The organism is Rothia sp. HMSC064D08, assembly GCF_001809525.1.
Lineage (GTDB): Bacteria > Actinomycetota > Actinomycetes > Actinomycetales > Micrococcaceae > Rothia > Rothia dentocariosa.
This window is the reverse complement of sequence record NZ_KV797887.1, coordinates 186,645-200,370: the sequence shown is the minus strand read 5'-3', so window position 1 is coordinate 200,370 and position 13,726 is coordinate 186,645. Positions and strand designations below refer to the sequence as shown.

Sequence of the window (13,726 nt, the reverse complement as noted above, 5' to 3'; positions counted from 1 at the left end):
GTAGGAATACTCCTTACTATCTCTAATCTGCTGCACTCTCTGGAATTACACCATGACTTCCTGTCGTATCAGATGTATTAGAGGCTTGAGAAGTGTTTGAAGGCTTAGAGTCTTTTTTAATATTTGCATTAAACTTGGCAACGGTTTTGGGATCCCACTGCTTCTTCAACTCATCCACCGCTGTATCACTCGCAATCTCCCAAGCATTTTTGTCCTTAACCTGAGCACGATTACGAGCATCAGGATTTTCCCCTGGATGCTTTGCCATATATTCATCCCTATCCTTACGCAGAATTTCATTCTGTAAAGGAGCTGTAGCTGCAGACTGAGGAATATCGACCATACGATTTAGCCCTTCGGATGCCGTATTCTTAAGGGTAGCGGAACCCCAGCGCTGCAACTTGCTCCCCTCTTTTGCATTACGGACTATGGGGAACTTTGTGTAATCGGTGCTATCAAGCTTCATTTTAGGGATTGTCTTGATGCCAGATCCGAGTCCTTTCATCGTGCCTCCGGTTGCAGCACTCAGCATCATGCCACGCACACTCCAGTCGTCCCCGGCATTCTTACTGTAGTCGTAGGCTCCTTCAATAGCTCCCGATGCCATGTCGCCGACGATTTCGCCTCCTTCTTTACCCAAAAAGGTAGTATGGCTCTTAATATAATTGGGATCAAGAACATCAGGGTGCTTCGTCTCTAACTTATTAATAGTTTTATCCGCCCAGCGACCCGGAGCCCTATTTTTCAAAAAGTTATTAGCTTTAATTCGCTGTGCAGCCTGGCCTTTTTCCCAGAGGAAACCTCCACGCCCTACCGAAAGAATCTTTGTTGCGGCACCGGTTGCTCCGCCTACGATACCTCCAATAAGAGCATCTTTCCCAACGTCGCCCCAATCGATGCCCCCGTCGGAACCGACCTTATCTACTGCCGATGCTGCAGCGGAAGCTGCACCCGCGATCGCGCCCAACGCAATTACCGCCACCGGACCTGTAAAGGCTACTGCAGCTACAGTAGCCACTATAGCTACGAAGTTAAAGGCGGCTTTCGCCCAGAACCTCTCCCCCGCATGCTCCAAATACTTATCGTATTCCTCAATCGACACGGGCCGCATGCCCCAGGGATCCATGAGACCCACGGGGTTATTGCCCACAAAGGAATACGAGTCTGCAAACCAACCGGTACCTGGGACCGATTCAAGCGGGTCGAGCGAGAGGAAATGCTTCGATACAGCATCAAAGGTACGCACACCCATGACGTCCAGACCGGCAACATGTACGCTACCGGCACCCGAAAAGGCGAAGCCTTGAGGAAGAAGAGACTCCACCACGGAAGGAGCCTGTCCCCAAGATTCCTGCTGTGAGGGAGTTCCCACGCCCCACGGGTTAAACCCGCCCGGAACACTCACCTGCGAGAATCCACCGTCATGACCGGGTGCAGGAACAGAACCGGCACCTAAAACCTGAGGAATTGGTGCGGTTGGGTCCCAGAGCAAAGGCACGGATCGACCGTCAAGCCCCGTCACCTGAGCAAGCTCGCCCACGGCATCCGTAACCAAGCGCACACGAGAGTATGCTTCCGTCGAGTGCCCTGCCACGGCGTTATCCGTAACGGCAGCAAGCGAATCCCACACGCCCCACGCGTACTCACGTGTTCGGCGGGCGCCCTGGCTTGTTGTTACCGTCTCTTGGGAACGGCGCCCAGCGGCATCGTAACCGTAAGTTGTAACCGTTTCCAGAGGATTATCAGCACCCACATTCTCGCGAGCGATAATCTCAACCAGTTGATTGAGCTCGTTATACCTAAACGTACGTTCACCCAGCAAAACGCGCTCAGAGCTTTGCTGTTTGTTCCCCCGCGTTTCAGGCTCAGTGGGGCGGCGGTACAGACGTTCACGAACCATAAGCCCAGCGTCGAAAGTCCATTCAAATTCCCGTTCACCCTGGCGAGCGCCCGTCAGCTGCCCAGCGGCATCATAGGAATACATAACCAGGGAGTTTTCGGTATCGAGCCCGATAATCCGGCCTTCACGGTCACGGATAATTTCAGTCCGTTCCGTATGAGGGGCATGTTCCGCGTCTTTCCCGCTGTGATGAGGCGCGGTGCGGGTGTAAGAAGACACCAAACCAGAATCGCTGTCAAACTCCCAGGTGGAAAGGGTATCACCCAGCTGAGCACGCACTAGGCGACCCATCACATCGTAGGAATACTCCGCAACCGTCATCTCGTCGTTATGAGAGGACGATGCTTCACGACGTACAGCATGACCGGCACCGTCATAAACGGTCTGTTCGGTGCCGTACGGGGTAACCATCATGGTGCGGTAGCCGTCTGCATCATATTCGAACGTAAGCGTATAAGCGCCGGTCGAAACGAAAGTGCTCAGGCTCTGGGCTTTCGCATCAGTATCCGCAGAATTGTGGAAGTTCTCGGTTGTTTCTGCACCAATAACGCCCGTACGTGATCGCTCGATGAGGAGTCCTCGGGCATCATACACATACCGATGCTCAAGGTAGGAACCTTCGGGCGCTTGAGGAACGAGTTCCTGCGCGGTTACATAATCGCGCACCCATAGTTCACGATCCCCGCGTTCACGCCCGTATTCGGCGAGCAGCACACCGTTGCAGCTGGCGCTCTTGAGGTTACCGCCACGCTTGTAGTTATAGGCGTATGCATAATCTTGAAGACCGTTGAAGTAACGGGTTGGACGGCCAGCGGCATCGTAGGCGTACTCTTCCACGATCTCGTGGGAGGTGCCGGTGCCTCGCGTCACGCGGGTTACCCGGCCCATAGCATCATACTCGTAGGCGGTAACCTGACCGGTAGCGTCCATAACTTGCGCCACCTGTCCGTTTTCGGTGTATGAGAAGTGGGTGCGATACCCCAGCCCATCCGTTACACGAACTATCTGTCCGGCGGCATCGTACGCGAAGGTGCGGCGACCGTAGGTTGTATCTTGGACTGAGGTGATACGACCGCATCGGTCATACTCATAGGCGGCAACTCGCGCACCTGAAACTACACGAATAACACGACCGCACGAATCATAGACGGTTTTTTCTTCGGTGCCATCGGGGTTGATACGCCGTACAAGCTGAGATGCGGCGTCATATTCAAACCGGGTGACCGCCCAGCGTGTGGGTTCTGCCTCGCGCAGTACCCCTTCGGCGTCAGGAATGCGTTTGGGAGTATCTAGTCCAACGGCATGCGTTGTTGTACGTCCAGCGGAATCATATTCGTAAGTCTCAACACGACCTGCGGCAGATACTACACGCAGTGGGCGCCCAGCCTTATCGCGTTCGATGCGTGTCAAGCCACCGGAGGCATCCAAAATTTCTACGGGACGACCAGCGGCATCATAGGTCACCAGGTCTTCCACATGTTCTTGGCCGCGGCTGGTCTGTGTTCCCTCGGTGGTTACGCGCCCGAGTACATCAAGCCGTTTGAACGAAGAACCAGAAGCAGCAATAGTACGTTCAAGACCGCCTTTACGCTGCACGAAACGTTTTGCTTTCACACCGGTCGGGTCTGTGACACTGGAAATTTCACCCGCAAGGTCATAGGTGTATCGAGTAGTAGCGCCCGTGGGGTCCGTGATACTGCTCAGCTGCGATAACCCATCCCAGGTGTACTCCCAGGTGCCGCCCGAAGCGTTTACGTAGCGCGCAAGGTTGCCCCAGGTATCGTAATCCGCCCGAGTTACACGCCCCAAAGGATCGGTCACAGATACGATGTCGCCGCCTTGGTTATAGGTAAAGCGGGTTGTATTCCCCTCGGGGTCGATAACCGCTGAGGGAAGGAAACCGCGGGTATGTTCTGCACCATCGCGTTGCTGCGCCTTCCGTACGAGCGCTGGAGTGTTACTTTCAGCAGAGGTCGGATAGATAAACTTCCACCGGGCACCTTCTGGGTTCTGGATAGCGGTTACTACGCCCGAGCTGCTGTAGGTCAGTGTATTTTCGTACCCAAGACCATCAATAATTTTGATAACGCGCCCGAACTCATCACGTACAAGGCGAGTAGTATCACCCGCACCATTGGTGATAGCCACAAGATCCCCGTGGGAGTCATACGTGAAATCGGTACGTACACCGCTGGGATCGATCTGTGCGATGAGGTTACCACGTTCGTTCCAGTCAAAACGCGTGGTTGCGCCGGTACCATCCGTCACCACATTAGGGTTCGGATTCGCCGTATCATCGTACTCATAGGTTATCGTGGTCGGTTCACCCAAGTTGCGCCGGTCGCGTGCATCCCGCACTGAAATACTTGTCAGACGGTCATAGTCATCCCAAACATACGTGTAATCCGCGCCTTCGGGGGTGCGTTCTCGGGTTATGCGGCTGCGCGAGTCAAAACGCCGTGTGGTCAAAGAGCCATCACGCCCCGTCACACTAATGCGGTTGCCCCAGGAATCATACCTCATGGTTTGTTTGCTGCCGTCCGCCGCAGACAGTGCGACTAAGCGCCCCTTTTCATCACTGCGCCAGATATTGGGGTTCTCGCCCGTTTCAGCGTCAGCGACAATAGTCATCAGCCCCTGAGCGTAGGTGTATGAGACCTCACGCCCATATTCGGTAAGCTGATGGATCACCCGTCCGGAATCATCGTAGGTGTTTGTCACCTCAACGTGACCGTTAACGTTGGTAACTTCGCGGATTAGTCCTTCGTCTGTATGCGAGTATGCGCGGGTTCCGGCGTTCGTGGTCGCCGATACCAAGTGTTCGCCTTCGTAGGTATACTCCACCACGGCAAGCTCTTCGCCAGCGTGGTCGCCGCGAGTGTTGTAGGTGTAAGCAGCTACAGGACGTTGGGGTGCGGTCGAATCATTCGAGCCTTCGTCGTAGAGCACGTAAAGACCGCGTTCAGTAACCGGATGCACAAGTTCCGCAATCCGGTTCTGATCATCTCGACAAGCAATTACCGTATTTGCCGTATGCCCTTCAACGGTACCCGCCCAATCTCCGGCAGGAGTGAAGAAAATCCGATGGTGTTTAGCGTTAGATACCACCCAGTAGAACGGCGCCGAGGAACCAGCGGTACCAGTCTTCGCCTGGGAATATGCCTCATCACGAAGTTGTGCAAAACGCTCGTACTGATCCGCCCCAATCGTCACCTTTTCCAGCCACCAGGGCTCGTGGGTGCATCGCGCATACCCCTCACCTTCGCGGGCGAAGAAGAGGATACGACCATCGTGGGTATGCCAGCGGGCTTCCTGAGCGGTAAATTCCATGTGCTGGTCTAATGTGGATGCCCACCCGGGACCAAAAACGCCCGAAGGTATTTCATCAGGATGCGTAACCGCCAAGCTGTTGTACATCCGTTCCAGGCGCAAAGTACCCGAACCAGTACCGGGGAAGGAAAGGTCGAGCTCTTCCTCAATAAAGTTACCAGTAGCAGCGTTCACGGGGTCGTTTACATATCCTGAAGAGAGCGTTGCGCCCGCAACAGTTGCAGCGGGAATATCGAGTTCACCTCGTTCTTGTGCCTTCACACCGGCACTCGCTAGAAGCTGTTCCACCATAGAGCTATCGTAGGTCGCCACCATATTGCCGGAGGCACCTGCCTGACGGAAAGCCTCAGCGATCACGTGTACGAAGGATGCATCCTCCATATTTTTGCCAGCCCAGTCACCCGTTGCTTTGAGCAGACCCATAATATCGAACTGACCCCAGGAGGTATTTTCCATAAACCCCTGGTATTCCTTTTGGATGCTTTCAAGTTTCTTCCCCAAGTCCTCGCTCAGGGCGCGCGCTTGATTGAAGTAAACATCAAGATTATCGGGGATGGCGGAGGTCAATGAGACGCCCGGACCGCCCACCTTAATATTTTTCCTGGCCGGATCCAGCGTATCCATCACCATGTCAGAGACGGTTTCCAGGAAAGAGCCGCCCTTGCCTTCTCCTCCTTGAGAAGAGTTCTCGGTCGCTGGGGGCGGTGTGCGTAAACTGGGTCCAGTCCTGTTGATATCGGGGGACTGCTTACTCTGTAACCAATCAGTAAATTGCTCAATCGGATTACGTTTCTCCCAGTCACGGACTTTCTGCCGGTTCTCTTGCTCTAGACGGGCAAGCTCTTTATATTTCTGAAGCTCATTGGCGGCATCGGAGAGCGCATCGCCCAGCCGTTTTCCATCGCGAAGAGCAGTTTCCGTGTTGTGCGCGAAAAGGTCCGCGTACGGTCCGGCAAATTCGGTCATCGCCTGATCGCGAGCGCCTGAACGCTGGGTGGAGTCCGTGGTGTGCAAATATTCGGAGGCTTCACGCAGCTGACGCATCAGCTGGTCTGCTCTGCCGTTATCGAAGTGCACGTCTTCTTTTGAAGCTTCATATTTCTCAGACATCAGGAACTCCCCCGGAAGTGTGTAGTTTCAGATGGTGTGATGCTCACGAGCGCACTCTGCCCGCGCCGAAGCAGATGGGCATAATGCGCCGCGCCTCTTTAACTGAGGCTTGATCAGGCATGACATCTTCCGTATAAGCAACGATCACTGGTGTATTCGCGCTCTAATTCCTTGAACGCATTCACATTTCATGGACTACGGAAGTTTCACTCAAGGCTATCTACTTTAACGTTGAAGGTCAAGGATATTTGGGGGCATTCTTGAACGTGTTTCATCGTGCGTATACAGTTGTGGTGCCCTCTAGTACACCGCCTACACAAAGAGCTTTGATCGTGAATAAAGCGGGATTGCCAACGCTTTATTCACGATCAAAGCTCTTTGCACTTCAAGGAATGAATGCCCCAACCGGATATTCTCTGAGCACCAGAACCTAGCGGTATCCAGCACCCAGCGCAGAAAGGAAGAAAGGCTACAACATCCCCTTATCTTTGAGCCAGTTTGCCGCTGCCGTGGATGGGTCCAGTTTCTTATCGCCGGATACCTCGTCATTGAGCGAGCGTAAATCGTCGGTCGTCAGCACCGCACTGATGCGGTTCAGCACCGCCTGCGCATCTTCGGGAACCCGTTTGGTGTTGATAATGGGGAGTACCTGCTGCGCCGGAATCATGTTTTTCGGGTCTTCGAGCATCACAAAATTGTTCTGCGTAATTGCCGGGGTGGTCGAGTACAAATCTACAACCTGCACGGTGTTATCCTGCAGGGCCTTGACGGTGAGTGCCCCTCCCCCATCCGCAAGCGAGACGAATTCCGCCGGAACGCACCCGTATTTATCTTTGAGCCCCGGAATTCCGTAGGCGCGTTCGGCAAATTCGGGAGCGGCACCAATCTTCAGTTCGGTACAGACCTTCGCCATATCATCCAGGGTGTGCAGATTGTATTTTTGGGCGGTCTGCTGGGTGACGACTAAGGTATCTTTATTTTCCGCCTGCGAGGCATCCAGTGCCTTGAGGTTTTTATCCAGCACCCCACCGAGCGCCTGCAGAATCTCTTGTTTAGTCTGCGCTGTGGAATTCTCGTCAAGATACAACAGCAGGTTGCCCGAGTATTCGGGAACCACATCGATAGCCCCGGAGGTGAGCGCCCCCAGGTAGGCTTCACGCGCGCCAATCCCCAGCTGGGTGCTCGATTTAAACCCGTTTTTATTTAGCGCTTGGGAGTATATTTCGGCGAGAATCTGCGACTCTGCGAACGCTGCTGACCCCACAATAATACCGTCGTGCTCACCGCCGAAAACGTTTTCGCCACTCAGCCCGCAGGCGCTCAACGCTCCTAACGTCCCAAGGGCACCAACGACACCCAATGCCCGCCTCCTGGTAACGCCGTATGCCTTTCCAACCCCCGCTGTTCCTTGGTTTTTCGCGCTCTTTTCGGATAGAAAAGAACGATCGTTCGTGTTTCGGCGATGCACCAGGCTCATGCGTGCGCCCCTTCCGTGTGCGAGTTTGCTGCATCCAGTGCGCTCTCGTGTTTCGGTTGCCCATGATGTTTGGATGCGCCGCCGCGCCCGCCTCCACCCCGCAAGGGCACGGGGGTCACGGCTCGCTGCGCTAGGGCCATGATCGCATCCACCACGAAGGCGAGTATCGCTACCAGCAGGGTTGCCACGAGCATACGCGGATAGTCCCGCACCGCGAGCCCATCAAAAAGGTACCGGCCCAGGTTATTCCCATTAATGTAGGCGGCAATAGTTGCGGTCGCGATCACCTGCAGCACCGCGCTGCGCAGACCACCCATAAACACCGGAAGACCCAGAGGAATCTCAACCCGGCGAAGAATCTGCCCTTCGGTCATGCCTTGGGCGCGTGCCGCATCCACCACATCCGGGTCAATCCCGGTCACGGCTTCGAGGGTATGCGCCAGCAGGGGCGCCACCGCGATAATCACGAGCACAACGAGCGGTGGAATCGCGTTAACACCAAACCAGAGAGCAAGCAGGGTCAGCAAACCCAGGGCGGGCAGAGCGCGCAAAGCGGCGGTAAACCCCAGCAGAGCGTGCCCGCCGCGGCGTGTGTGCCCAGCCCACAGCCCCAAAGGCACGGCAATCACCAGGGCAATCGCAACCGCAAACATGGTGATGCCCAGATGCTCGACGGTGCGCGCAAGAATGCCCTGAGGCCCTTGCCAGTTGGTGCCATCACCCAGAAAAACGAAGGTACGTTCTATAACATTCATGCGGTCCTCCAGGCGGTCAGGCGCCGTGCCGTGAGGGCAAGAAGCGCATCGGCGAGGTAGGCGAGGACGGCGCTGAGCACCACGCCCGTGATAAGTTCGGCGGGTATACTACGCGCCAGTCCGTCGGTAAAAAGCGTGCCGAGCGAAGAAACACCAATAACCGCACCCACGGATACCATCGCAATATTTGCCACCGTCGCCACGCGGATACCGGCAAAAAGCACGGGCAAAGCGAGTGGTAATTCCACCGTGAAAAACGCACGAGCCGGGGTGTATCCCAGGGCGCGCGATGACTCCACCACATGCTCGGGAACCGCATTAAAAGCATCTACCCCGGAACGCACCATCAGCGCCATCGTGTAGATCGTAAGCGCCACAAGCACGTTCACCGGCGAAATAATGCTGGTCCCCAGAATCAGCGGCATGAGTACGAAGAACGCGATCGATGGGATTGTATAGAGCAGCCCGAAGCCGTGCACCAGGGCGTGCGCACCACTCCGGTAGGTTTTCGCGCCGTCTTCCCGCGCGCGGCGGCGGCTCGCATACCGCGCCACCGGAATCGACAGAGCGGTTCCCACAAGTACCGGAATAATGCCCTGGTACAGGTGATTGAGGGTCAAATCAAGGACGCGCTGGATGTTATTTCCCAACCAGTCCCAGTGCATCGAATCTGCCAACAACAGGTCCATACTATCCCCACCCAGAGGTTGATGCGGCGCCCTCGCCCGATACTGCGGCTTCGCGTGTGCGGCGGTAGCGTTCGCGGCGAATATACCGCACCTGGCGCATCACATCGGCAGGCAGCAAGGCACCCACGGACTGGCTAACGAAAGATTCCACAAAATCATTAGCGGGATTCGTCAAGATCTCTTCGGGGGCGCCATATTGGGCGAGCTTGCCGCCGGGGGCGAAGACCGCAATATTATCGCCGAGGAATAGAGCCTCATCAATATCGTGGGTTACGAAAACAATGGTCTTATGCAGCTCGCCCTGCAGGCGCAAAAGTTCTTCCTGCAGTTCGGTGCGCACGATCGGATCGACCGCAGAAAATGGCTCGTCCATGAGCAAAATAGAGGCATCCGCCGCGAGCGCCCGCGCGACTCCCACGCGCTGTGCCTGCCCGCCGGAAAGCTGAGCCGGGTAGCGCTGCGCTAAGGACGCATCCAAACCCACGGTGCCCAGAAGGTCAAGAGCGCGTTCTTTCGCCTGCGATTTGGAGGTGCCGTTCAACAGGGGCACGGTCATAACGTTCTCAAGCACGGTACGATGCGGCAGCAGCCCGCCGCTTTGCATGACGTACCCGATGGATCGGCGCAGCTTGTATGGGTCTTGGTCTGCAATATTTTGCCCGCCGATGGTGATCGTGCCTTCCTGTGGCTCAACCATGCGGTTGATCATGCGCAGGGTGGTGGTTTTACCGCATCCTGAGGAACCGACGAAAACGGTGGTTTCACCGGCGGGGATGCTCAAAGTCAGGTTATCGACCACGGTGTTAGCGCCGTAGCGTTTGGTGACTTGGGAGAATTCGATTCCCGCGATGCGTGTTGCCTGCGCGGAGTTCGACAGTATGGTGTCTTGGGGAGTGGATGCTGGCATTCGATCTCTTCCGTATGCGCCGGTTTTGCCGCCGTGTGTATTAGGTGTTGTCCAAATAGCACAACGTCTCCACCCTAACGGAAATTCCAAGAAATTGAAACGAACCGGCGTGTTTACCACTTTGCCAGCTACTACGCTCCTCTCCCCTGGCGCAAAAAGAGCCTTGATCTCAAGAAAGCGGCGAAAAATACTCTTTCTTGAAATTAAGGCTCTTTTAGCAGAAAAAGGATGCGGGCACACAAAATAAATGCACAAGACATAGAATACGCAGGCTTGAGAGCAGGGCGCGGTTAAAGAAAAAATCCGCCCCCACTGTAGAAGCCTGGAGGGCGGATTGTGGCTCCGACCGGCGTCGATCCGGTGACCTTACGATTTTCAGTCGCACGCTCTACCAACTGAGCTACAGAGCCTTGCGCATCGAAGCAGATACGCAACGACCGCGTCTTCGTGATGAATTTCTTCACCTGAATCACGCGGCCAGAGCGACCCCGACGGGACTTGAACCCGCGACCTCCGCCGTGACAGGGCGGCGCGCTAACCAACTGCGCTACGGGGCCTTGTTGGATTCGGCAGGGGTATAATCTGCTTCTTCAACATGGCTTTGCAAATCTGAGGATTTGCAAGTACCCCCAACGGGATTTGAACCCGTGCTACCGCCGTGAAAGGGCGGCGTCCTAGGCCGCTAGACGATGGGGGCCTAGTCGATGCGAACGGGTTCTTTTTCGTCCCGTCGTTCGAACCTCAACTAGTCTATGACAGATTTTTAAGCCGTGCAAGCCGGATTCTTCAAAAACTTCTTCATACCCGCCACACTCCCCCTTCTAAGATACCCTGCTCACCTACATAGTTACTAGTCAGAACGTATTTTATAGTCACCAGAAATTTCTCAAAATTTTTCTGAATGACCCCCGCAAACAGCACGAAATGACCGGGTAAACGCTGCGCATCCCCTACACAGGTTCAGCAAAAAGGCGTAGAATATGCCGCGCGCACGCGCACACCATGATTTTGATACAAGAAATCCCCGCCGGTTTCGGGCTGTGCCGAAGACCCGGCGGGGATTCTTCATCGCGGCTCATATACCGCAGAAAATCGCTGCGTACAGCTATTACTCGCCGCGCGAGATACGAATCATCTCATCACGGTCAACAACCTTCACACGCTCACGCGGCTCGCCCTTCGCATCCTGTGATACCGCACCGAGCGCCTTTTCGTGATCGTCCAGACGGTGCCAGCCTTCCCAGGTGGTGTAGCGAATCCCCTTAGCGTCCAGGTAATCGCTGAATGTATCAGCATCCGGTTCGGGAGCGGTGTACAGGTTCTCGCGGTCCTCCAACAGGTGGGTGATGGTTTCAAGCGCATCGCCCTTCGTGGAGCCGATTAGGCCCACCGGTCCGCGCTTAATCCACCCGGTAGCGTACAGACCGGGCACGTGCTCGTCGTTTTCATCGACCACACGGCCCTCAACGTTAGTAATCACGCCCTTATCAGCGTCATAGCCAACCTCGGGTAGCTCAGATCCGAAGTAGCCGATCGCGCGGTACACGGCCTGCACGGGGTAGTCCACGAACTCGCCGGTGCCCTCGATACCGCCCTTACCGTCAAGCCTATTGCGTTCCATACGGATGCCCACAACCTTGCCGTCCTCACCCAGAATCTCATGCGGGGACTGCAGGAAATGCAGATGCAGGCGGCGCGATGCGGTCTGCTCGCCCTCCTCCTGGTCGGTAAGCCAGGTAGTGAGGGTCTTCATCATGGTCTTAACCTGGTTATTCGTCTGAATAGCCTCATCCGAAGCCTCGTCGAACTCGAAGTCCTCTTCGTAGAGCACAATATCGACATCGCGGGAGTGTGAAAGCTCGCGCAGCTCCAAGGGGGTGAACTTGATCTGCGCGGGGCCGCGGCGGCCAAAGACGTGCACATCGGTCACGGGCGAAGATTTCAGCCCTTCGTACACATTCTCGGGAATTTCGGTGACGAGCAGATCATCAGCATGCTTAGAGAGCACACGCGCAATATCCAACGCCACGTTGCCGTTACCAAGCACCGCGATTTCCTTCGCGTTCAGCGGCCAGATGCGCGGGTAATCGGGGTGACCGTCATACCACGAGACGAAGTCGGCGGCACCATAGGAACCGTCCAGGTCGATGCCCTTAATAGGCAGGGGCGCATCGTAAATAGCACCGGTCGCAAAGATAATGGCATCATAATGCTCGCGCAGGTCGGCAAGGTTCAAATCTTTACCATATTCGACATTGCCGAAGAACCGAATATCACCGCGGTCAAGCACCTTGTGCAGGGCGGTAATAATGCCCTTGATACGCGGGTGATCGGGCGCCACACCGTAGCGAATCAGCCCGAAGGGAGCGGGGTAACGGTCAAAAATGTCGATAGAAACCTCAACGGCTCCAGAGCGTACTTCCTCAGATTTGGTGAGCAGATCGGCGGCGTAGATACCCGCAGGACCCGCACCGATAACGGCAACGCGCAACGGGCGTGCAGCTTCAGACACGTATTTTTCCTTTCAAAGTTCACCCATAGGGCGAGCTTAGCCTTAACATCCTTGCTTATTTTAGCGGTCATGCCTGAACAAACGCAGGAAACATGAGCTGAACCACTCAAAAGACACATTTTTCATGTTTTTATCCCAAGCTTTTGAGGTCTCATCATTAATATTCCTGTCATGACTTCGGAATATGTGTGCGAGCATAAAATTCGTCATATGCGTTACGAGAGCACAATAAAACCCACCAATGCAGTCTCGGTGGGTTTTTCTCATTCCGTCTTCCCGCATTGCCCGCTCTTATTACCCCGCGAACAGGTGGTTTTTGGTACGAACAGGTAGGAAAATCCTACCTTTTCGGCGAAATCCTACCTGCTCGCGGAATGAATAGGGGTTAGACCGCGTGGAATTCCACAACTAATTCTTCGCGCTCGCCAAAACGCACAAGGTGACGCTCCAGCACGCCTGCAAGGTTCTGTGCTTTCTCGTCGTCTTCGGCACGAACCTCCATGATGAGCGCATGGTTCGCATCATCGGCCACCAGGTCGCCATACCCGCGAAAGATGCCGTCGCGATTAAAGAGTAAGCGCAATCCGCCAGGAATTTCCTCGGTGCTAATTTTGCGGCCCATATGTGAGCCAAGCTGTTTAATATAGCGCGCCGGGCGGTCGGTACTGACTGTGGAACGCTGACGAACGGGCAGAGATTCTGCGGCTGGATACTCACTCATAACGACCTTCTTCATGCTTCAGGATGCGCACCCAGCGCCAATTCCCAGGCGGCACATATCATCCTTAGGTAAACCTTATCTTAGCAGTGTTGCGAGCGTGTGCCGATGGGGTTTCGCCTACAGCGCGGGTGGTGCCCTCACGGAAAACTTACCGCCTAAAAGCGACCATCATGCGCAGACGCAAAGAAGTAGCCTTTTACGGGTTATTCCCCCTAGAATGTTGTAGTAACAAGAGCGTCACGCCCCACGGCTGGCGCTTTTCTTATGCGCATCCCCAACCGGCGGTTGCGCGCCCTACGAGAGTATCTACGGATTTTCACGAATG

The 13,726-nt window shown here is 55.3% G+C and carries 7 protein-coding genes and 3 tRNA genes; all 10 read right to left on the bottom strand.

Translation table 11 applies throughout. The features are described from left to right. Window positions 1–22 precede the first annotated feature (22 nt). The 10 genes from HMPREF2625_RS00960 to HMPREF2625_RS00915 all read right to left on the bottom strand — a co-directional run bounded on the left by HMPREF2625_RS00960 (window position 23) and on the right by HMPREF2625_RS00915 (window position 13,401). Window positions 23–6,340 carry a DUF6531 domain-containing protein gene (locus HMPREF2625_RS00960; protein WP_070520649.1) on the bottom strand — a complete coding sequence of 2,106 codons (6,318 nt, stop codon included), beginning with the start codon at window positions 6,338–6,340 and terminating at the stop codon, window positions 23–25. 469 nt (window positions 6,341–6,809) lie between these two features. Next, window positions 6,810–7,817, bottom strand: a complete 1,008-nt coding sequence (locus HMPREF2625_RS00955; protein ID WP_070520646.1) for an ABC transporter substrate-binding protein — start codon at window positions 7,815–7,817, stop codon at window positions 6,810–6,812. Continuing rightward, a complete protein-coding gene (locus tag HMPREF2625_RS00950; RefSeq protein ID WP_070520645.1) occupies window positions 7,814–8,572 on the bottom strand; it encodes an ABC transporter permease in 759 nt (252 codons plus the stop codon). The genes HMPREF2625_RS00955 and HMPREF2625_RS00950 overlap by 4 nt, the downstream gene beginning before the upstream one ends. Then, window positions 8,569–9,261, bottom strand: coding sequence for an ABC transporter permease (locus tag HMPREF2625_RS00945; protein ID WP_013398405.1), 693 nt, complete (start codon window positions 9,259–9,261; stop codon window positions 8,569–8,571). Before HMPREF2625_RS00945 ends, HMPREF2625_RS00950 begins: the two co-directional genes overlap by 4 nt. Window position 9,262: 1 nt before the next feature. Next, on the bottom strand, window positions 9,263–10,168 hold the full coding sequence (locus tag HMPREF2625_RS00940) for an ABC transporter ATP-binding protein (protein WP_070520643.1): 906 nt from the start codon (window positions 10,166–10,168) through the stop codon (window positions 9,263–9,265). A gap of 337 nt (window positions 10,169–10,505) precedes the next feature. Next, window positions 10,506–10,578 (bottom strand) — tRNA-Phe (locus HMPREF2625_RS00935). Window positions 10,579–10,651: 73 nt separating this feature from the next. Further along, window positions 10,652–10,725 (bottom strand) — tRNA-Asp (locus tag HMPREF2625_RS00930). Between the two features lie 67 nt (window positions 10,726–10,792). Then, window positions 10,793–10,865: transfer RNA gene (locus HMPREF2625_RS00925), tRNA-Glu, on the bottom strand. Between the two features lie 411 nt (window positions 10,866–11,276). Then, window positions 11,277–12,680 carry an FAD-dependent oxidoreductase gene (locus HMPREF2625_RS00920; protein ID WP_070520640.1) on the bottom strand — a complete coding sequence of 468 codons (1,404 nt, stop codon included), beginning with the start codon at window positions 12,678–12,680 and terminating at the stop codon, window positions 11,277–11,279. Between the two features lie 385 nt (window positions 12,681–13,065). Beyond that, complete coding sequence (locus HMPREF2625_RS00915) at window positions 13,066–13,401, bottom strand: DUF2218 domain-containing protein (protein ID WP_246826568.1); 336 nt, start codon at window positions 13,399–13,401, stop codon at window positions 13,066–13,068. Window positions 13,402–13,726: the final 325 nt, after the last annotated feature.

Excerpts from the sequence above, each read along its gene's own strand:
- HMPREF2625_RS00960 (WP_070520649.1), bottom strand. The coding sequence starts at position 6,340 with ATGTCTGAGAAATATGAAGCTTCAAAAGAAGACGTGCACTTCGATAAC.
- HMPREF2625_RS00955 (WP_070520646.1), bottom strand. The coding sequence starts at position 7,817 with ATGAGCCTGGTGCATCGCCGAAACACGAACGATCGTTCTTTTCTATCC.
- HMPREF2625_RS00940 (WP_070520643.1), bottom strand. The coding sequence starts at position 10,168 with ATGCCAGCATCCACTCCCCAAGACACCATACTGTCGAACTCCGCGCAG.
- HMPREF2625_RS00950 (WP_070520645.1), bottom strand. The coding sequence starts at position 8,572 with ATGAATGTTATAGAACGTACCTTCGTTTTTCTGGGTGATGGCACCAAC.
- HMPREF2625_RS00915 (WP_246826568.1), bottom strand. The coding sequence starts at position 13,401 with ATGAGTGAGTATCCAGCCGCAGAATCTCTGCCCGTTCGTCAGCGTTCC.
- HMPREF2625_RS00945 (WP_013398405.1), bottom strand. The coding sequence starts at position 9,261 with ATGGACCTGTTGTTGGCAGATTCGATGCACTGGGACTGGTTGGGAAAT.